The following is a 19,454-nucleotide window of genomic DNA, read 5'->3' as shown; positions in this document are numbered from 1 at the left end:
CCGCGACATGAGGGAATGCTCGGACGTCCTAGCACCGGCCACCGGCCGTACGGACGTGACCGCGGCCCGTCACGACAACCGGTGAAGGACATCAACCCATGACGACGCCCACGATCGAGCTCAAGCCCTCCGCCAACCCGCTCTCCGACGCAGAGCGGCAGGCGATCCTGGCCAACCCCGGGTTCGGCCGCCACTTCACCGATCACATGGTGACGATCAAGTGGACCGAGGGCCGTGGCTGGCACGACGGCCGGCTCGTTCCGTACGCCCCGCTCTCCCTCGACCCGGCCACCACGGTCCTGCACTACGCGCAGGAGATCTTCGAGGGCCTGAAGGCATACCGCGGCCCGGACGGGTCCGTCGCCACCTTCCGCCCGGAGAAGAACGCGCGGCGCTTCCAGGCCTCCTCGCGCCGGCTCGGCATGCCGGAGCTGCCGGTGGAGACGTTCATCGAGGCCTGCGACGCGCTGGTGCGGCAGGACCGGGACTGGGTCCCGGCGCACGGCGGCGAGGAATCCCTCTACCTGCGTCCCTTCATGATCGCGACCGAGGTCGGCCTGGGCGTGAAGCCCGCCAACGAGTACCTCTTCCTGGTCATCGCCTCCCCGGCCGGCGCCTACTTCCCCGGCGGCGTCAAGCCGGTCTCCATCTGGGTCTCCGAGGACCGCGTCCGCGCCGTCCCCGGCGGCATGGGCGACGCCAAGACCGGCGGCAACTACGCCGCCTCCCTGCTCGCCCAGGCCGAGGCCGCCGCCAAGGGCTGCGACCAGGTCTGCTACCTCGACGCGGTCGAGCACCAGTGGGTCGAGGAACTCGGCGGCATGAACCTGTACTTCGTCTACGGCGACAAGATCGTCACCCCCGCCCTCACCGGCTCCATCCTGGAGGGCGTCACCCGCGACTCCCTCCTCACCGTCGCCCGCGACCTCGGCTACGAGGCGGAGGAGGGCCGCGTCTCCGTCGAGCAGTGGCAGCGCGACGCGGAGAACGGCACCCTCACCGAGGTCTTCGCCTGCGGAACGGCGGCCGTGATCACTCCGGTCGGCACCGTCAAGCGGGCCGGCGCGCAGTGGCAGCAGAGCGGGGGCGAGCCGGGTGAGGTGACGCAGCGTCTGCGCCGGGCGCTGCTGGACATCCAGCGCGGCACGGCCGAGGACAAGCACGGGTGGATGCACCGGCTGGTGTGAGGCGCCCGGTGTCGGTGCGGGGCGTGCCGGGGGTTCTGCCCCCGGACCCCCGGCCTATGCCCGCCCACCACCCGACTCGGTCGGGCAGGAGGCGGGCTCGACCAGCGCCTCACCGGGTGCCGTCGCCACGGCGGCACCCGGCGTGCACAGCACGTACACCACCCCGCCCACCAGCCCCGACAGCAGGAAGCTGCAGTCCACCCCGCCGGTGAACGCCAGCAGCGGGCCCTGGTACGACGGCAGGGACACCGCCAGCACGCCGACGACCGCGCCCGCCGCCCAGGCCACCGTGGCCGGGACGTTCCAGCCGGCCCGGAACCAGTAGGCGCCGCCCCGCGCGCGGCGGTTGAAGACCTGGAGCGCGTCGGCGTCGTAGACCCCTGAGCAGCGGGCGAAGCCGATCATCGTGATGACCGCCCACGGGGTGCCGATCGCCGTCAGCAGCAGCACGAACGACGTCATCGCCGACTGCGCGTCCCAGGCGTAGTGCCCGACGAAGACACAGCCCGTGGCGACGACGGCGACGGCGCAGGTGGCGCGGGCCCGGGAGGCCCGCGGGAGGATGGCGTCCAGGTCCAGGCCCATGGAGTACAGCATCAGCCCCGCGTTGCCGACCGAACCCGCGGAGGCGGCGAGCAGCAGCGGGATCAGGTACCAGGTGGGGGCGGCGTCGACCAGCGGCCCGGCGTAGTCCAGGGCCGCCCGGGCGGCGTACGAGGTGAAGGTGCCGAACAACTGCGGCACCAGCAGGCCCAGCATCAGCCCCAGCCAGGTCGCGTGCAGCACCCGGCGGGAGGAGAAGCGGGCGGGGGAGATGTAGCGGGTGTAGTCCCCGAGCAGCGTGATGAAGGCGACCGGCCCGGAAAGCCCGGCGGCCACGGCCGCGAGCAGCCACGTCGGCCAGAACCCGCCCAGCAGATAGCCGCCCGCGTCCGGCAGCGCGGCGGTCGTGAAGTCGGGGGCGTAGGCGATCACGCCCAGGACCAGCAGGGCGGTCATGCCGAAGGCCAGCACCCGGGACATGGCGAGCAGCACCCGGTAGCCGTAGACGGCGCCCGCGACGGTCGCCGCGGCGAGCAGCCCGTAGACGACGGCGTACGCGGCCCCGCCTTGCGGCAGCCCGAAGAGGCGGCCGAGGACGCCCATCATCACGTCGCCGCCGATCCACACGGTCAGCGCGGTGTAGCCGAGGGCCAGGAGCAGGCCGACGACCGAGCCGACCAGTCGTCCCCGCACGCCGAACTGGGCGCCGGACGACGTGGACAGGTTGGTGCCGGTGCGCAGGGAGACCAGGGCCAGCGGGGCCGTGAACAGCGTGCCGACGACCGTGCCGGCCACCACCGAGCTGACCGACGCCCACCAGTCGAGACCGAAGGACGGCGGCAGCCAGCCGAAGACGATCACGCCCAGGCAGAGGTTGGACCCCAGCAGGATCGAGACCAGGTCCCGGGGCCCGCTGGTGCGTTCCCCGTCGGGGATGGTGTCGACTCCGCGCTGTTCTATCGGCATGGCTGGTCTCCTTCGACGGCCGCCAGTGTTTTAGAGCGACGCTCAATGTGACGTCTGTCCTGCTGATCCGTCAACGGTTTCAGTCAAGGGGATCGACGTTTAGAGTGGTGCTCTAATGTGTGGACGGCAAGGAGGTGCCACGTCGTGAGACTGACTCCCACGGAACGTGACCGGCTGCTGCTCTTCGGGGCGGCCGAGCTGGCCCGGGCACGCCGTGCCCGCGGGCTCAGGCTGAACGTGCCGGAGGCGACCGCGCTGATCGCGGACACCGTGTGCGAGGCCGCCCGCGACGGCGCCCGGCTCGCGGAGGCGATCGAGCGCGCCCGGTCCGTACTGGGCCCGGCCGACGTGCTGCCCGGCGTCGCGGACGTGGTCACCGAGGTGCATGTGGAGGCCGTCTTCGACGACGGGTCCCGGCTCGCCGTCGTCTCCGACCCCGTCGGGGGCGGGGCCCTCGGAGCGACGGGCCCGGGCGCCCTGCTGCCGGGCCCCGGCCACGCCGAACCCGAGGCGGCGGTGCGCATCCCCGTCACCAACACCGCGACCGTGCCGGTCTCCGTGACCTCGCACTTCCACTTCTTCGAGGCGAACCCGCGCCTGGACTTCGACCGAGAGCGGGCCTACGGCACGCGCCTGGCCGTCCCCGCAGGGTCCTCGGTCCGCTTCGGGCCGGGGGAGAGCGCCGAGGTCGGCCTGGTGCCCATCGGCGGGCGGCGCGTCGCGATCGGGTTCGCCGGTCTGGTCGACGGGCCGCTCGACGCGCCGGGCGCGAAGGGGGAGGCCCTGCGGCGGGCGGCGGCCTGCGGATATCTGGGCGCCGCACACGTAGCGCCTGACGCACCGCAGGCACGGGAAGCCGATGCGCAGGACGTACGGGAAGCCGATGCGCCGGACGTACGGGAAGTACCGGGGGCACCGGAAGGAGGCGGGCGATGAGCCGCTCGAAGGGACGCGAGATCAGCGAGTCGGTCCACATCGACCCCTACGCCTACGCCGCCACCCACGGCCCCCGCGCCGGCGACCGCCTCCGCCTCGGCGACTCGGGCCTGGTGATCCGCGTCGAGTCCGACGCCCAGCGCTACGGCGACGAGTTCCTCGCCGGCTTCGGCAAGACGGCCCGCGACGGACTGCACCTCAAGGCCGCCGCCGTCCGCGAGACCTGCGACCTCGTCGTCAGCAACGTCGTCGTGATCGACGCCGCGCAGGGGATCAGGAAGGTCTCCATCGGCATCCGCGAGGGCCGGATCTGCGGGATCGGCCGGGCCGGGAACCCCGACACCCTCGACGGGGTCGACGTCGTGGTCGGCACGGGCACGTCCATCGTCTCGGGCGAGGGCCTCATCGCCACCGCCGGAGCCGTCGACACCCACGTCCACCTGCTCTCCCCGCGCATCATGGAGGCGTCGCTCGCGTCCGGCGTGACGACGGTCATCGGGCAGGAGTTCGGCCCCGTGTGGGGCGTCGGCGTCAACTCGCCCTGGGCGCTGAAGCACGCGTTCGGCGCGTTCGACGCCTGGCCGGTCAACATCGGGTTCCTGGGCCGGGGCTCCTCGTCGGACCGGGCCCCCCTGATCGAGGCGCTGGCCGAGGGCGGTGCGTCCGGCTTCAAGGTGCACGAGGACATGGGCGCCCACACCCGCGCCCTCGACACCGCCCTGCGCGTCGCCGAGGAGCACGACGTCCAGGTCGCCCTGCACAGCGACGGCCTGAACGAGTGCCTCTCCGTGGAGGACACCCTCCGGGTCCTGGAGGGCCGCACCATCCACGCCTTCCACATCGAGGGCTGCGGCGGCGGACACGTCCCCAACGTGCTGAAGATGGCCGGTGTCCCCAACGTCATCGGCTCCTCCACCAACCCCACCCTGCCCTTCGGGCGGGACGCGGTCGCCGAGCACTACGGCATGATCGTCTCCGTCCACGACCTGAAGACCGACCTGCCGGGCGACGCCGCCATGGCCCGCGACCGCATCCGCGCCGGGACCATGGGCGCCGAGGACGTGCTGCACGACCTGGGCGCGATCGGCATCACCTCCTCCGACGCGCAGGGCATGGGCCGGGCCGGCGAGACCGTCCGCCGCACCTTCGCCATGGCCGGGAAGATGAAGGCCGAGTTCGGCGCCCCGGACGACGACCACGACAACGAGCGCGTCCTGCGCTACATGGCGAAGCTGACCATCAACCCCGCCATCGCCCACGGCCTCTCGCACGAGGTCGGCTCGATCGAGACCGGCAAGCTCGCCGACATCGTCCTGTGGCGCCCGGAGTACTTCGGAGCCAAGCCGCAGCTCGTCCTCAAGTCCGGCTTCCCGGCGTACGGCGTGGTCGGCGACCCGAACGCGGCCACCGACACTTGCGAGCCCCTCGTCCTCGGGCCGCAGTTCGGCGCGCACGGCGCCACGCCCGCCGACATATCGGTGGCCTTCGTAGCCCAGGCCGCCCTCGACCAGGGCGGCGACACGATGCCCACCCGCCGCCGCCGGGTCGCGGTGCGCGGCACGCGCGGCATCGGCCCGGGCGACCTGCGCCTGAACTCCCGTACCGGCGCGGTCGACGTCGACCAGCGCACCGGCCTGGTCACCCTGGACGGCGACCCGCTGCGCTCGGAACCGGCCGAGTCCGTCTCCCTCAACCGCCTCTACTTCCTGTGAAGGTACCCGCCATGACCGCTGCCGCCGACGGCTTCCGCATGCCTCCCGAATGGGCTCCGCACGAGCGCACCTGGATGGCGTGGCCGGGCCCCAACCCCACCTTCGAGGACCCCGAGGACCTGGCCGCCGCGCGTATCGCCTGGGCGTCGGTCGCCCGCGCCGTCCGCCGCTTCGAGCCGGTCACGGTGGTGTGCGGTCCGGGGCAGTCGGCCGAGGCGCGCGGCCTGCTGGGCGACGGCGTCGAGACGGTCGAACGCGAGCTGGACGATGCCTGGATGCGCGACATCGGCCCCACCTTCCTCACCGACGGCGCCGAACTGGCCGCCGTCGACTGGACCTTCAACGGCTGGGGCGCCCAGGAGTGGGCCCGCTGGGACCACGACGCGAAGATCGGCGCGTACGTCGCCGACCTCGCCGGCGCCCGTATGTACCCCTCGCCGCTGGTCAACGAGGGCGGCGGCATCCACGTCGACGGTGAGGGCACCGTCCTGCTCACCGAGACCGTGCAGCTCGGGCCCGAGCGCAACCCCGGCTGGACCAAGGAGCGGGTCGAGGCGGAGATCCACGCCCACCTCGGCACCCGCAAGGCGATCTGGCTGCCGCGCGGCCTCACCGGCGACTACCCCCCGCACGGTTTCGGCACCCTCGGCCACGTCGACATCGTCGCCGCCTTCGCCGCCCCCGGAGTCGTCGTCGCCCACCACCAGCCCGACCCGGCCCACCCCGACCACGAGGTGACCAAGGAGACCATCGGCATCCTGCGCTCGGCCACCGACGCCCGCGGGCGGCGCCTGGAGGTCGTCGAGGTACCCGCCCCGACCGTCCTGGAGACCGACGGCCACTGGGCGGACTACTCCTACATCAACCACTACCTCTGCAACGGCGGCGTCGTGCTCTGCGGCTTCGACGACCCGCGCGACGAGATCGCGGCCGGCATCTTCCGCCGGCTCCACCCGCGGCGCACGGTGACCCTGGTGGACGCGCGCGCGATCTTCGCGGGCGGGGGCGGCATCCACTGCATCACGCAGCAGCAGCCGAGGACGGGCTGAGGGCGGGGCGGCGGCGGTGATCGGGTAGAACGTACGGGTGGATGTACTGCTCTGCACGGCCTGCGGACACCGACTGACCGAGCCGCTGCGTCTCCTGCCCGAGGTGCCACCGCTCCCGGAGCACGACGGGTTCAAGAACCCGGACGGCTCGCGGCACGCCCCGCCGACCCTGCCGCCCGGCAGGTACGCGGTGGACCCCGAGCGGAGCGGGGCGCCGTACGTGCCGCACCCGGACCCCGAGTGGGAGGGGGCGACCCTCCCCGGAGTCTCGGTGGGGGAGCCGGACGGCCCCCGCACCATGGTCTCCAGGGGGCCGCGCGGCACCCTGGTGGTGAACCCGGAGGACGCCCGCGAGCGGCTGTCCGGCAATCCGGACGTCCAGGAGCCGGGGTGCTGCGGAGCGCTCGGCATGGAAGGGCCCAACCAGGTGTGCGGGGGGTGCGGAGCAGCGGTGGCCACCTGGCACAGCGAGTGCTACGGGCCGTGGGAGATCCGCTTCCTCCCGGACGCGGTCCGGGTGGCCTCCGCATGAGCACCCCCGGCGCCCGCCGCCGCAACACCGCCCCGCCGCGCGAGGACGTGCTCGCCGCCGCCATGGAGATGATCGCCGAACGCGGCCTGGAGAAACTCACCATGGCGGCACTCGGCCGCGAGGTGGGCATGAGCAGCGGCCACCTCCTCTACTACTTCCACTCCAAGGACGAACTGCTGCTGCGCACCCTGGAGTGGAGCGAGGGCCGCCTCGGAGCCGAACGCGGCCGCCTGCTCACCCGGCCCGGAACGGCCCGCGAACGCCTCGACGCCTACGTCGACCTGTACGTCCCCGACGGGCACCGCGACCCGCACTGGACACTGTGGCTGGAGGTCTGGAACCGCTCGCAGAACGCCGCCGACGAGGCCCGCGACCGGCAGGCCGCGATCGAGGGCGCCTGGCACCGCGACCTGGTCGCGCTGCTCGCCGAGGGGGTCTCGCGCGGTGAGTTCCGTCCCGTCGACCCCGACCGCTACGCCTCGCGGCTGCGCGCCCTCCTCGACGGCTTCGCCATCCACGTGGCGATCGGGCTGCGCGGGACTGACCGGGGGCTGGTTCTCGGCCATGTGCGGGAGTTCCTGGACGAGAGCCTGGTCACGGACGCCTGATCACACGTCCGGGTCGTACCTACGGCGGATTGCCCGGCCGCCCGCCCATGCGTTTGCCTCATGGTGCGCCCTCGGCGTGGGGCCGGGGGGACAGCGCCCACTACTTCTCCGGTGTCTGCCTCCACGACCGGGTGAAGCACCGCACCGGACCGCAAGCTGGGCACCACCACGCTGATCAGCCGCACCACGCCTCCCGCCCCCGGCGGTGACCAGCAAGGCGCTCGCATCCTGAGACGGGGGTGAGCACGGGGTCGGTTTGTGCCAGACTGCCGCCGTGCTCTCATTCGCCATGATTATTGGCAGCAGGCGCGCCGGTCCGCAGTGACCACCACGTACGACCACGTACGGGTGGACACCGTCGTCCTCGACCCGCGCGCAGACCTCTCGCACCCGCGAGGGGTTTTTCGTTTTTCCTGGCCCACCCCCAGCCGGGAAGAGAGCGTGCGGGATCATAGACGGACGGTGGAACCGGTCATTCCGGGTAGACCGAGATCCCATACAGGAGTCTTCAGATCATGACCGCAACCAGCGAACTCGACGATTCGTTCCACGTCTTCGACACCACCCTGCGCGACGGCGCGCAGCGCGAGGGCATCAACCTCACGGTCGCGGACAAGCTGGCCATCGCACGGCACCTGGACGACTTCGGTGTGGGCTTCATCGAGGGCGGCTGGCCGGGCGCGAACCCGCGGGACACGGAGTTCTTCGCCCGCGCCCAGCAGGAGATCGACTTCCGGCACGCCCGACTGGTGGCCTTCGGCTCCACCCGCCGCCCGGGCGCGACCGCCGCCGAGGACCACCAGGTCAAGGCGCTCCTGGAGTCCGGCGCCCAGGTGATCACCCTGGTCGCCAAGTCCCACGACCGGCACGTCGAACTCGCCCTGCGCACCACGCTCGACGAGAACCTCGCGATGGTCGCCGACACGGTTTCCCACCTCAAGGCGCAGGGCCGCCGGGTCTTCGTCGACTGCGAGCACTTCTTCGACGGCTACCGCGCCAACCCCGAGTACGCGAAGGCCGTCGTCCGCGCCGCCGCGGAAGCGGGCGCCGACGTGGTCGTCCTGTGCGACACCAACGGCGGCATGCTGCCGGCGCAGATCCAGGCCGTGGTCGCCACGGTGCTGGCCGACACCGGCGCCCGGCTCGGCATCCACGCCCAGGACGACACCGGCTGCGCGGTCGCCAACACCCTGGCCGCGGTCGACGCGGGCGCGACCCACGTCCAGTGCACGGCGAACGGCTACGGCGAACGCGTCGGCAACGCCAACCTTTTCCCGGTCGTGGCCGCGCTGGAGCTGAAGTACGGCAAGAAGGTGCTGCCCGAGGGCCGGCTGCGCGAGATGACGCGGATCTCCCACGCCATCGCCGAGGTGGTCAACCTCACCCCCTCCACCCACCAGCCCTACGTGGGCGTCTCCGCCTTCGCGCACAAGGCGGGCCTGCACGCCTCCGCGATCAAGGTCGACCCGGACCTCTACCAGCACATCGACCCCGAGCTGGTCGGCAACACCATGCGGATGCTCGTCTCCGACATGGCCGGCCGCGCCTCCATCGAGCTCAAAGGCAGGGAACTCGGCATCGACCTCGGCGGCGACCGCGAACTGGTCGGCCGGGTCGTCGAGCGGGTCAAGGAGCGGGAACTGGCGGGCTACACCTACGAGGCCGCGGACGCGAGCTTCGAACTGCTGCTGCGCGCCGAGGCCGAGGGCAGCCCCCTCGAGTACTTCGACGTCGAGTCCTGGCGCTCGATCGCCGAGGACCGCCCCGACGGCACCCACGCCAACGAGGCCACGGTCAAACTCTGGGCCAAGGGCGAGCGCATCGTCGCCACGGCCGAGGGCAACGGCCCGGTCAACGCGCTGGACCGCGCCCTGCGGGTCGCCCTGGAGAAGATCTACCCGGAGCTGGCCAAGCTCGACCTGGTCGACTACAAGGTCCGCATCCTGGAGGGCGTGCACGGCACCCAGTCCACGACCAGGGTCCTCATCTCCACGAGCGACGGGACGGGGGAGTGGTCCACGGTGGGCGTCGCGGAGAACGTCATCGCCGCCTCGTGGCAGGCCCTGGAGGACGCGTACACGTACGGGCTGCTGCGGGCGGGGGTCACGCCCGCCGGGTGAGCCGGTGCCACGGATCGTTCCTCCCGGGACGTGTCAGGCGGTGTCCGGGCGGCGTCCCGGTCCGTTCCTCACCCGTACTGATGTCTTATTGAGGTCGATTCGGGTACTTTCGAACGTATGAAGGACGCACGTGTTCGAGTCCTCATACGGCTCCTGGTCGCGCCGGTCATCGCCGCGCTGGCGGTGCTGATGGCCGGTGCGCCCGGCGCGCAGGCCGCCACCGACGTCTCCGAGATCGGAGCGGCCCTGCGGGAGAGCCCGGTGTACGTGGATCCGGCCGCCTCCGGCCTGCTGTCGTCCTCGGACGCCGAGGCGCTCGCCGACAAGATCGAGGACGCCGACGAGCCCGTCTTCGTGGCGGTCCTCCCCGCCGGTTACCCCACGGACAACCTCTTCCGGAACCTCCGCACCGAGACCGGCATCACCGGCCTGTACGGCGTCCGGCTCGGCGACCGGTTCGACGCGCGCGCCGACAGCAGCGTGCTGAGCCGCCAGGGCGTGGACAACCTGGTCACGGCGGCGCAGGGCGCGGGTGACACCAAGGCCCAGCTGAACGACTTCGTCGACGACGCGCTGCGCAGCGTGCGCGGCTCCGCGCCCTCGTCCTGGGACCCGGGCGGCGCCACGGTGCCGACCGGTGCCCTGATCACCGCGGGCGCGGTCGTGGCGGTCGGCGGCGCGAGCGTCTACGCGCTCTCCCGGCGCAACCGGCGTCGTCGCGAGGAGGAGCAGCGGGAGGCGCTGGAGAGGCTGCGGGTGGTGGTCGACGAGGACATCACCGCGTTCGGTGAGGAACTGGACCGCCTCGACTTCCACCCCGCGGAACCGCGCGCCGACGACGCGATGCGCACGGACTACGAACGCGCCCTCGACGCCTACGAACAGGCCAAGACCTTCATGGCGGACGCCCGTAAGCCGGAGGACGTCCGCGCCGTCACCCAGGCGCTGGAGGACGGCCGCTTCTCGCTCGCGCAGCTCGCCGCCCGCCGCGAGGGCAGGCAGTTGCCCGAACGCCGCCCGCCCTGCTTCTTCGACCCGCGCCACGGCCCGTCGGTCGCCGACGTCACCTGGACCCCGCAGGGCGGCACCACCCGCCAGGTCCCGGTGTGCGCCGCCGATCAGACCCGCCTCTCCGACGGCCGGGAGCCGATGGTCCGAGAGGTGGACACCGAGTACGGCCGCCGTCCCTACTGGGAGGCGGGCCCGGCCTACGGCCCCTGGGCGGGCGGTTACTTCGGCGGCGGCATCCTGCCGGGACTGCTGGTCGGCACCATGCTGGGCAGCATGATGGCGGGCCCGGCCTACGGCGCCGGTTACGGTGCCGGCTACGGCGACTTCGGCGGCTACGAGGGCGGCGACGTCTCCGGCGGGGACTTCGACCCCGGCGACTTCGGCGGCGGCTTCGGGGGCGGCGACTTCGGCGGTGGCGGTGGCTTCGGTGGCGGAGGCGACTTCGGCGGAGGCTTCTGACGAGTCGGCCGGGCGCCGGGCGCCGGGCCGGCTCGCCGGGCGCCACGATCAGGCCGCTGTCGTCCGGGACTCCCGGGACTCCCGGGACTTACGGGACTCCCGGGTCGCTCGCGCGGCCGACGCGGCCGACACCGTGAGGGCGAGGGCGAGGGCGGAGGCGACGAGCCCCGCACTGACCCACACCGGCGACTGGTACCCGAACCCCGCGCCGATCGCCGTACCCCCGGCCCACGGGCCCAACGCGGCCCCCACGTTGAGCGCGGCCGTCGCGAAGCCTCCGGCCAGCGTGGGCGCGCCCGCCGCCGCGTACAGCACCTGGGAGACGAGCGTGGAGCCGACCCCGAAGGACAGGGCGCCCAGCAGGAAGACGAGCCCGAGCGCCAGGAACGGGGCTCCGGCGCCGAGCGCGAGCACGCACCACCCGGCGCACAACGCGGCCCCGCCCGCCGTCACCATCAGCACCGGACGCCGGTCGGCGAACCGCCCGCCCGCACTCACCCCGACGAACGACCCCGCCCCGAACAGCGCCAGCACCCCGGGCACCCACACGTCGTCGAGTCCGCCCACCTCGGTGGCCAGCGGCGCGAGGTACGTGAACGTGCAGAAGGTCGCTCCGTTCACCAGCGCTCCCAGCAGCATCGTGACCAGGAGGCGCGGGCTGCGCAGCGCCCGCACCTCGCCGCGCAGCGGGGGAGCGGCGGCGTCGGCGGCCCCGCCCGGAACCGACCGGGCGACCGCCACCACAGCGGGCACCGACAGCAGCGCCACCGCCCAGAACGCCGACCGCCAGCCCCACACCTGCCCGAGCAGCGCCCCGGCGGGCACCCCGACGACGCAGGCCAGCGTGACGTCGGCGAGCAGCGTGGACGTGGCCCGCCCCTTGGCCTCCGGCGCCACCATGCCCGTGGCGGTCACCAGGGCGACGGCCAGGAACCCGGCGTTGGCCAGTGCCCCGACCACCCGGGTGGCGAGGAGCACTCCGAAACTGTCGGTGAGGGCACCGACGACATGAACGGCGAGGAAGACCATCAGGAAGCCCAACAGGGCTCCCCGCCGTGACCAGCGCCGGCCGAGCACCGCCATCAGCGGCGCCCCGACGACCATGCCCACCGCGAACGCGGAGGTCAGCGCCCCCGCCGCCGGCACGGTGACCTGTAGATCTCCGGCGATGTCCGGCACCAGCCCGGACAGCATGAACTCGGACGTTCCCTGGGCGAACACGGCAAGACCCAGGACAAGAAGAGCGAACGGCATGAAGAAACCCCGCACCCGGAAGTCGACGTCGAACACGACACGGCGACGGTCGTCCGGCGGCGGCGATGGAGGCGGCGGCGCCTACGGGTACGCGCGCGGCGCGTCCCTCAGCCCGGCATCACGAACGGCCACCGGAGAACCGGTGGCCGGAGTCTGGACGCCTCGGGACTGTTCACGTCGGGCAGGCTAGCGCCTCTCGGCGCGGGACACGACCGAATAATCAGAGGGGGATCCGGGGGATCCGGGGGATCCGGGGGCCCGGACGTTCCGGGGCCGCGGACGGCCGCCCCGACCGTCGCCGCCACCCCGGCCCCCGTCGTCACGCCGGCCCCCGCTCCGGACGACGACGACCGCCGCGAGCCCGACGATCAGGCCGAGCGCGGTCTGCACGCCGAAGTGCTCGCCGAACATCAGCGCGCCCCAGACGGCCGTGACCGGGGCCATGAGGAACATGAGGGTGTTGACCTCGGTGATGCCGGACCGGCGCAGGATCAGCCAGTACAGCCCGTAGCCGCCGAAGGTGGGCAGCACCACGAGCCAGGCGGTCGCCACCCAGAACGACGAGTCGGCGGGCGGGGCGGCGGCCCCGGTGCCGGCCGCCAGGCCCGAGAAGAGGACGGCGCTGGTCACGCAGTGGATCGTCAGCGACACCCGGGGCGCGACCGGCGCGCGTGAGCGGCCCTCCAGGAAGGTGGCCGCCACCAGCGACAGCATGCCGAGGAAGGGCACGAAGTACGCCCACCAGGCCACGTCCGCTCCCGCCGCCGCGGCGTCGGCCACCGTGACCGTGGCGACACCGGCCAGCCCCAGCCACAGACCGAGCCACTGCCGGCGTGAGACGTACTGGCGCAGCAGGGGCCCGGCGAGCGCACCGGCGACGAGCGGCTGGACGCCGTCGATCAGGGCGGTGGTGCCGCTGGAGACGCCGAGCTGGATGGCGTAGTAGACGCTGAGCAGATACCCGCTCTGCGACAGCGCGCCGATGGCGACCTGCCGGACGGCGTCCCGGGGCGTCAATCCCCGCCATGCCGCCCGGGTGACGGCCGCGGCGGCGACGAGGACCACGGCGAGTGGCAGGAAGCGCCACATCAGGAGTGTCGTCGCGTCCGCCGTCCCGGCGCCGAGCTTGGCGCCGATGAAGCCGGAGCTCCAGCACAGTACGAAGGCGAGCGAGAGCAGGGTGTTCACGTCGACCACATCCGGCATCCAGTAGACAGATCGGTTTACTTAGCTTCCGAGTGCCCACTATACAGACCGGTATACTCATGGGATATGAAGCCTGTGGAGTCTGTCGAGGAACCGCACCGCGTCCGTATGACGCCCGGTGCGCGACGCGTCCTGGAGGCCGCCGAGCGGCTCTTCTACGAGCGCGGCATCCATGCCGTGGGCGTGGACCTCATCGCCGCCGAGGCAGGGGTGACCAAGAAGACGCTGTACGACCGGTTCGGCTCGAAGGAGCAGATCGTCGTGGAGTACCTGGCAGGGCGCGACGAGCGCTGGCGGGAGCTTCTGGCCGGCCATCTGGAGGAAGCCGCGGACCAGGCGCCCGCCGCCCGGGTCCGTGCCGTCTTCGAGGCATCGCGCGCGTGGGCGGCGGAATACGGGTCCAAGGGGTGCAGCATGATCAACGCCCACGCGGAGATCAGCGACCCGGCCCACCCGGCGTACCCGGTCATCACCGGGCAGAAGCGGTGGATGCTCGACCTGTTCACCCGCCTCGCCCGGGAGGCGGGTGCAGTCGACGTGGCCGGCGTGGCCGACATGGCCGACGAGCCCGGCGCGGACCGGCTGGCGCGCACGCTGATGCTGCTGCACGAGGGAGCCCTGGTCGCGCACGGGCTGGGCGTCTTCCCCGACCCCTTCGGACACGCCCTCGACCAGGTGCGTGACCTGCTGGAAAACGGGGCCGGGGCCGGGGCCGGGCGGGGCGCGCCACCGCGGTGAGCCCATGACCGGTCGCCGGATCCGGATCCGCGCCGCCGCCGATGTGGACTTCGCCGCCTCCGAGGGGGAGCGGGACGTCAGGCCTGCTTGATCGCCGAGATGTCGAAGTTCAGCTTGATCTTGTCGGAGACGAGCACGCCACCCGTCTCCAGCGCCGCGTTCCAGGTGAGCCCCCACTCCGAGCGCTTGATCTCCGCCTTGCCCTCGAAGCCGACGCGCTCGTTGCCGAACGGGTCCTTGGCGGCGCCGTTGAACTCCAGGTCGATGGTGAGCGGCCTGGTGGTGCCGAGGACCGTGAGGTCGCCGGTGACGCGGTAGTCGTCGCCGCCCAGGGCCTCCGCCTTGGTGGAGCGGAAGGTCATCTTCGGGAACTCGTCCGTCTTGAAGAAGTCGGAGCTCTTGAGGTGGCCGTCGCGGTCGGCGGACCCGGTGTCGATGCTGTCCATCGTGATGTCGAGGGTTGCCGTGGAGCGGGTCGGGTCGGCGCCGTCCAGGTGCAGCGTGCCGCTGAAGTCGAGGAACTTGCCCTTGACGTTGGTGACCATGGCGTGGCGTGCCGTGAAGCCGATCGTCGTGTGGGCGGGGTCGACCGTGTACTCGCCGGTCAGCGTGGTGAGGTCGGGGGTCGTGGTCATGGCGTCCTCCTGGGAACGGTCGGGTCGTGTGCCGGAAGGCACCGGGACTTGATGTTGAATGTTCAACCAGTTCAACGGTCCCGACTGTAGACCTATTCCGTTCAGCCTTCAACGGTTACCCGCGGCGAGGCGGCGACGCCTGCGGTGCCGACCGCGTGTGGACGTACAGCTGCCGCCGGTCGCCGACGTCGACGGGCTTCGGCAGCGGAAGTTCGTACCGCACGGGCATGCTGTGGTCCGCGAACTGCCGGCGCGGGTTGTAGACCTGGTTGAACTTCCACAGCATGCGAGCGAAGTTCGTCTGCCCGCGCAGCAGGTTCCGGCCGAGGATCCGGGCCGCGCCGAACGCCGTGCGCAGACCCAGGTGCTTGCGGTTGATCACGGCCTGCGTGCGCACCAGCTCCTCGTAGAACCGCTCCAGCGGCAGTGTCGTCGGCACCACCGCGTGCTGGATGTCGAAGAGGCGGTAGTCGCGGGTGGTGAGGCGGCGCGACTCCGTGTGCCAGATCTCCGTCCCCGGGTACGGCGTCATCACCGTGAAGTGCACGATCTCCGGCACCGACAGCGCGAACTCCCGCACCACCCGGAAACGCTCCTCGTCCCAGGCCGGGTCCACGATGAGGTTGATGGCGACCTGGATGCCCAGGCGCCGGGCCACCTCCAGGGCCCGGAAGTTCTCGTCCGGGCTGATCCGCTTGCGGAACAGGTCCAGGCCCTCGGCGTCGATGGCCTCCATGCCCAGGAACATGTAGCGCAGGCCGAGCCGTGCCCACCGCTCGAAGACCTCGGGGTGGCGCAGCAGGACGTCGCTGCGCGTCTCCAGGTAGTACTGCTTGCGGATCCCGCGCCGCTCCACCTCGGCGGCGATGGCGTTGCCGTGCTCGGGCCGGATGAAGGCCACGTCGTCGACGATGAAGACGTTGGGCTCGCGGATCCTCGCTAGGTCCTCGGCGGCCGCCTCGGGGGAGGCCTTGCGGTAGCTGCGGCCGTAGAAGGTCCACGCCGAGCAGAACGAGCAGTCCCAGGGGCAGCCGCGGGTGAACTCGATGGAGGCGCACGGGTCCAGCTCGCCGATGAAGTAGCGGCGCCGGTTGCGCATCAGGTCGCGGGCCGGCAGCGGGGAGTCGATGCCGTGCATCATCAGCGGCGCGGGCCCGCGCCCGGCGGCGGTGATGATCCCGGGAACGCCCTCCACCCCGCCGTCGCGCACCGCGTCCAGCAGCGGCGCGATCACCGGTTCGCCCTCGCCCCGGACCACCGCGTCCACCGCCCCGGCCGCCTGCTCCAGCACGTTCTCGGCGACGAAGGAGACGCTGTGCCCGCCGAAGAAGACGAAGCAGCCCGGCACCTCCCGCTTCACCTTCGCCGCCAGGTCGATCGCCTCCGGGATGTTCGCCAGGTAGTTCAGCGAGACGCCGAGGGCCTCCGGCCGGAAGGACCGCACCTCGTCCCGCAGGGTCGCCAGGCCCATCACCTGGAGGTCCACTACCCGGACCTCGTGCCCCGCCTCGCGGGCCGCGCCCGCCACTCGTTCGAGCCCCAGGGGCTCCAGGCGCAGGAAGATCTCGGAGTACATCAGGGCGCTGGGATGGACGAGCAGCAGGCGCATGGTCACCTCGTCGCGGATCGGAACGCACCGGAACTGAGACGAACCGGAACGGGGGCAGGCCTCCTCTTCCTAACCCGGCGGGACCGTCCTCGCAGCACCCGTACGGCCGCCTGGCGGACCCCGGACCGGGGAAGGGTCATGGACATGACCTCCAAGTGGCCGCACGCCCGCCCGACCGGCGGCGAACCCACCCGCCGGACCTTCCTGCTCGCGACCGCCGTGACCGCCGCGCTGACTCCCGCCCTCGCCGCCCCGGCCCTCGGCGCCCCGGCTCTCGGCGCGCCCGCCGACCCCTACGACACCCTCCGCCTGCGCTGGCTCGGCATCGCCCTCGGCGACGGCTACGACCCGACCGCCGAACCGTACGCCTCCCGCCTCGCGGAAACCGGCGAGCGCGCCCGCGCCCACCGCGCCACCATGGCCCCCACTCCCGCCTCCCTGTGGCCCGGCCACCCCTTCGACCCGCCCGCCGGCATCACCTTCTCCTACGGCCGCCTGTGGACCATGACCGAGGCGTACGTCCAGCAGGGCACCGGCTCCACCGGCGACGACGCCCTGCTCGCCGACATCCTGCGCGGCCTCGACCACCTCTCGGCCACCGTCTACAACCCGGCAACCACCCGCTACGGCAACTGGTGGGAGTGGCAGATCGGCAGCCCCCGCCTCCTGATGGACATCACGGCCGCCCTGTACGACCACCTCGGCACCGACCGCGTCACCGCCGCCTGCGCCGCCGTCGACCACTTCGTCCCCGACTCGATGCTCCGCGACTACTCCGGCACCTCCACCGGCGCCAACCGCGTAGACCTGTGCCGCTCGGTCGCCCTGCGCGGCATCCTCGGCCGGGCCCCCGCCGAGATCGCCCTCGCCCGCGACGCCCTCTCGCCGGTCTTCCCGTACGTCACCAAGGGCGACGGCCTCTACGCCGACGGCTCGTTCGTCCAGCACACCTGGGTCGCCTACTCGGGGACGTACGGCCAGGTCATGCTGGACGGCCTCGGCCGGCTCCTCACCCTGCTCGCCGGCTCGGAGTGGGAGGTGACGGACCCGGGCAGGCAGATCGTCCTCGACAGCGTCGAGCACGCCTACGCCCCCCTCGTCCACGACGGACTCGTCATGGACGGCGTCAACGGCCGCGCCATCAGCCGGGGCTACCTCGAGAGCGACGACCTGCACGTCATGCGCAGCGACCACTTCCACGGACAGCAGCTCATCGCGGCCATGGCCGTTCTCGCGGGCGGCGCGAGTGACACCGAGCGCGAGCGCTGGTACGCGCGGATCAAGGGCTGGATCGAACGGGACACCGTCACCCCCGTCCTGACGGCACCCCAGTTCCCGGTCGCCGACCTGGCCCGGCTGCACGAGATCGCCGACGCCCCCGTCGAGGCCGCACCCGAGCCCACCGGTCACCGGCTCTTCGCGGCCATGGACCGTGCCGTCCACCGCCGCCCCGCCTTCACCGCGCATCTCGCCATGGCCAGCGACCGCATCGCCCACTACGAATGCGGCAACGGCGAGAACCCGCGCGGCTGGCACACCGGCGCGGGCATGCTCGCGTGGTGGGCGAACGGGACGGCTGCCGACCAGTACACGGACTGGTTCTGGCCGACCGTCGACTGGTACCGGCTGCCCGGCACCACCGTCTCCACCAAGCGCCTGCCCGACCGGGCGGGCGGCGAATGGGGTGCGCCCAAGCCCGGCGTGCGCTGGGTCGGCGGCACGACCGACGGCGAGTACGCGGCCGTCGGGCAGCACCTCAAGGGGCTCGGCTCGACACTCGAAGCCCGCAAGTCCTGGTTCTTCCTCGGCGACGAGGTGGTCTGCCTGGGAGCCGGCATCACCTGCGCCGACGGCGTCCGGGTCGAGACGGTCGTCGACAACCGCAACCTGGGGGAGGGCGGCACCCAGGCACTCGCCCGCGGCCCGGGCTGGGCACACCTGGAGGGCCACGGCGGCTGGATCGTGCCCGAGGGCGGATTGCGGACCCTGCGCGAGGACCGCACCGGCGCCTGGTCCGACATCAACACCGGCAGCACGACCGAGCGCCGCACCCGCCGCTGGCAGACCCTCTGGCTGGACCACGGCACGGACCCGGCCGACGCGGAGTACGTCTACGTCCTCATGCCGGGCGCCACCAGCGGGGACGTCGCACGCCGCGCCGCCGACCGCCGCCGGCTGGCGGTCCTCGCCAACGACGACCGCTGCCAGGCGATCGTGGTCCCGTCGCTCGGCCTCACGGCCGCGAACTTCTGGCAGGCGGGCACGGCGGGCACGGCGGGCACGGCGGGCACGGCGGACCGGCTCACCGCGACGGCGGGCGCGAGCGTGCTGGTCCGCCGCCGGGGCCGTACGGCTACCCTCTGCGTGAGCGAGCCGCCGCGCACGGGCCGGCCCCTGGAGATCTTCTGGGACCGTCCGGTGCGAGCGGCGGTACGGGCCGACGAGACGGTCGAGGTCCTCGCGACGGGCCGCCGACTGCACCTCCGCGTCACTCCAGGGGTGGTATGTACCACCCACGAATGTGAGGTGACTCTCAGCTGAAGGCTTTGTGCGACCCCTACAAGAATGAGGCCCTCTGAGCAGTCGAAACGGCTGCATGTCGTGGGGGTTCTGTTCAGTGCTACCAGGAAAACGCGCCGGAGACTGTACGGAGTCGACGGCTCGCATTCCTTGGTCGGCTTCGTAGAGTCGCTACATGACCGTTTTGGATGAGGCGCCGGGTGAGCCGACGGACGCGCGCGGGCGAGTGGCCGAACTGCACGAGATCCGTGCGCAGGCACTGGCCGGACCGAGCGAGAAGGCGACGGCGGCGCAGCACGCCAAGGGCAAGCTGACGGCACGGGAGCGTATCGAGCTGCTGGTGGACCCGGGGTCCTTCCGGGAGGTCGA

16 protein-coding genes are annotated in these 19,454 nt (G+C 72.4%); 11 read left to right on the top strand and 5 right to left on the bottom strand.

The window, feature by feature from the left end:
* The first annotated feature begins 98 nt into the window (after positions 1–98).
* Positions 99–1,187, top strand: a complete 1,089-nt coding sequence (locus ACZ4V1_RS28415) for a branched-chain amino acid aminotransferase (RefSeq protein WP_468341405.1) — start codon at positions 99–101, stop codon at positions 1,185–1,187.
* A 54-nt stretch (positions 1,188–1,241) separates the two neighbouring features.
* Here the strand turns inward: ACZ4V1_RS28415 and ACZ4V1_RS28410 are convergent, their stop codons facing one another.
* Positions 1,242–2,696, bottom strand: coding sequence for a cytosine permease (locus tag ACZ4V1_RS28410; protein ID WP_468341402.1), 1,455 nt, complete (start codon positions 2,694–2,696; stop codon positions 1,242–1,244).
* Between the two features lie 144 nt (positions 2,697–2,840).
* On the opposite strand from ACZ4V1_RS28410, the gene ureA reads away from it, so the two are divergent.
* The 7 genes from ureA (at position 2,841) to ACZ4V1_RS28375 (ending at position 11,123) form a co-directional block, all read left to right on the top strand.
* Positions 2,841–3,632, top strand: coding sequence for an urease subunit gamma (gene ureA, locus ACZ4V1_RS28405; protein ID WP_468341399.1), 792 nt, complete (start codon positions 2,841–2,843; stop codon positions 3,630–3,632).
* The gene (locus tag ACZ4V1_RS28400; protein ID WP_468341396.1) at positions 3,629–5,344 is read left to right on the top strand and encodes an urease subunit alpha; all 1,716 of its coding nucleotides are present in this window, start codon (positions 3,629–3,631) and stop codon (positions 5,342–5,344) included. The genes ureA and ACZ4V1_RS28400 overlap by 4 nt, the downstream gene beginning before the upstream one ends.
* Positions 5,345–5,355: 11 nt before the next feature.
* Entirely contained in the window at positions 5,356–6,393 is a 1,038-nt protein-coding gene (locus tag ACZ4V1_RS28395; RefSeq protein ID WP_468341393.1) for an agmatine deiminase family protein, read from the top strand.
* A 37-nt stretch (positions 6,394–6,430) separates the two neighbouring features.
* A complete protein-coding gene (locus tag ACZ4V1_RS28390) occupies positions 6,431–6,925 on the top strand; it encodes a hypothetical protein (RefSeq protein ID WP_468341391.1) in 495 nt (164 codons plus the stop codon).
* Complete coding sequence (locus ACZ4V1_RS28385) at positions 6,922–7,533, top strand: TetR/AcrR family transcriptional regulator (protein ID WP_468341388.1); 612 nt, start codon at positions 6,922–6,924, stop codon at positions 7,531–7,533. Before ACZ4V1_RS28390 ends, ACZ4V1_RS28385 begins: the two co-directional genes overlap by 4 nt.
* A 515-nt stretch (positions 7,534–8,048) precedes the next feature.
* The gene (gene cimA / locus ACZ4V1_RS28380; protein ID WP_468341386.1) at positions 8,049–9,653 is read left to right on the top strand and encodes a citramalate synthase; all 1,605 of its coding nucleotides are present in this window, start codon (positions 8,049–8,051) and stop codon (positions 9,651–9,653) included.
* A gap of 117 nt (positions 9,654–9,770) precedes the next feature.
* Positions 9,771–11,123, top strand: a complete 1,353-nt coding sequence (locus ACZ4V1_RS28375) for a hypothetical protein (RefSeq protein ID WP_468341383.1) — start codon at positions 9,771–9,773, stop codon at positions 11,121–11,123.
* 48 nt (positions 11,124–11,171) lie between these two features.
* Here ACZ4V1_RS28375 and ACZ4V1_RS28370 read toward each other — a convergent pair whose 3' ends face one another.
* On the bottom strand, positions 11,172–12,377 hold the full coding sequence (locus tag ACZ4V1_RS28370) for a Cmx/CmrA family chloramphenicol efflux MFS transporter (protein ID WP_468341606.1): 1,206 nt from the start codon (positions 12,375–12,377) through the stop codon (positions 11,172–11,174).
* Between the two features lie 186 nt (positions 12,378–12,563).
* Positions 12,564–13,565: a DMT family transporter gene (locus ACZ4V1_RS28365; protein ID WP_468341603.1), complete on the bottom strand. Its 1,002-nt coding sequence runs from the start codon at positions 13,563–13,565 to the stop codon at positions 12,564–12,566.
* 84 nt (positions 13,566–13,649) lie between these two features.
* Between ACZ4V1_RS28365 and ACZ4V1_RS28360 the strand changes: the two genes are divergently transcribed.
* Positions 13,650–14,321, top strand: a complete 672-nt coding sequence (locus tag ACZ4V1_RS28360) for a TetR/AcrR family transcriptional regulator (protein ID WP_468341380.1) — start codon at positions 13,650–13,652, stop codon at positions 14,319–14,321.
* A 77-nt stretch (positions 14,322–14,398) separates the two neighbouring features.
* Here ACZ4V1_RS28360 and ACZ4V1_RS28355 read toward each other — a convergent pair whose 3' ends face one another.
* Positions 14,399–14,956 carry a YceI family protein gene (locus ACZ4V1_RS28355; protein WP_468341377.1) on the bottom strand — a complete coding sequence of 186 codons (558 nt, stop codon included), beginning with the start codon at positions 14,954–14,956 and terminating at the stop codon, positions 14,399–14,401.
* A gap of 115 nt (positions 14,957–15,071) precedes the next feature.
* Complete coding sequence (gene hpnR / locus ACZ4V1_RS28350; protein WP_468341374.1) at positions 15,072–16,565, bottom strand: hopanoid C-3 methylase HpnR; 1,494 nt, start codon at positions 16,563–16,565, stop codon at positions 15,072–15,074.
* 144 nt (positions 16,566–16,709) lie between these two features.
* Between hpnR and ACZ4V1_RS28345 the strand changes: the two genes are divergently transcribed.
* Complete coding sequence (locus ACZ4V1_RS28345; protein WP_468341600.1) at positions 16,710–19,106, top strand: polysaccharide lyase 8 family protein; 2,397 nt, start codon at positions 16,710–16,712, stop codon at positions 19,104–19,106.
* A gap of 154 nt (positions 19,107–19,260) precedes the next feature.
* Positions 19,261–19,454: carboxyl transferase domain-containing protein (locus ACZ4V1_RS28340; RefSeq protein ID WP_468341371.1), on the top strand; the 194-nt coding region annotated here is incomplete at its 3' end.

This window comes from Streptomyces sp. NPDC028991 (assembly GCF_055564775.1).
This window is presented reverse-complemented; position numbering and strand designations above follow the sequence as displayed.

Excerpts from the sequence above, each read along its gene's own strand:
- ACZ4V1_RS28415 (WP_468341405.1), top strand. The coding sequence starts at position 99 with ATGACGACGCCCACGATCGAGCTCAAGCCCTCCGCCAACCCGCTCTCC.
- ACZ4V1_RS28410 (WP_468341402.1), bottom strand. The coding sequence starts at position 2,696 with ATGCCGATAGAACAGCGCGGAGTCGACACCATCCCCGACGGGGAACGC.
- ACZ4V1_RS28400 (WP_468341396.1), top strand. The coding sequence starts at position 3,629 with ATGAGCCGCTCGAAGGGACGCGAGATCAGCGAGTCGGTCCACATCGAC.
- ACZ4V1_RS28395 (WP_468341393.1), top strand. The coding sequence starts at position 5,356 with ATGACCGCTGCCGCCGACGGCTTCCGCATGCCTCCCGAATGGGCTCCG.
- ACZ4V1_RS28385 (WP_468341388.1), top strand. The coding sequence starts at position 6,922 with ATGAGCACCCCCGGCGCCCGCCGCCGCAACACCGCCCCGCCGCGCGAG.
- cimA (WP_468341386.1), top strand. The coding sequence starts at position 8,049 with ATGACCGCAACCAGCGAACTCGACGATTCGTTCCACGTCTTCGACACC.
- ACZ4V1_RS28375 (WP_468341383.1), top strand. The coding sequence starts at position 9,771 with ATGAAGGACGCACGTGTTCGAGTCCTCATACGGCTCCTGGTCGCGCCG.
- ACZ4V1_RS28370 (WP_468341606.1), bottom strand. The coding sequence starts at position 12,377 with ATGCCGTTCGCTCTTCTTGTCCTGGGTCTTGCCGTGTTCGCCCAGGGA.
- ACZ4V1_RS28360 (WP_468341380.1), top strand. The coding sequence starts at position 13,650 with ATGAAGCCTGTGGAGTCTGTCGAGGAACCGCACCGCGTCCGTATGACG.
- ACZ4V1_RS28355 (WP_468341377.1), bottom strand. The coding sequence starts at position 14,956 with ATGACCACGACCCCCGACCTCACCACGCTGACCGGCGAGTACACGGTC.
- hpnR (WP_468341374.1), bottom strand. The coding sequence starts at position 16,565 with ATGCGCCTGCTGCTCGTCCATCCCAGCGCCCTGATGTACTCCGAGATC.
- ACZ4V1_RS28345 (WP_468341600.1), top strand. The coding sequence starts at position 16,710 with ATGACCTCCAAGTGGCCGCACGCCCGCCCGACCGGCGGCGAACCCACC.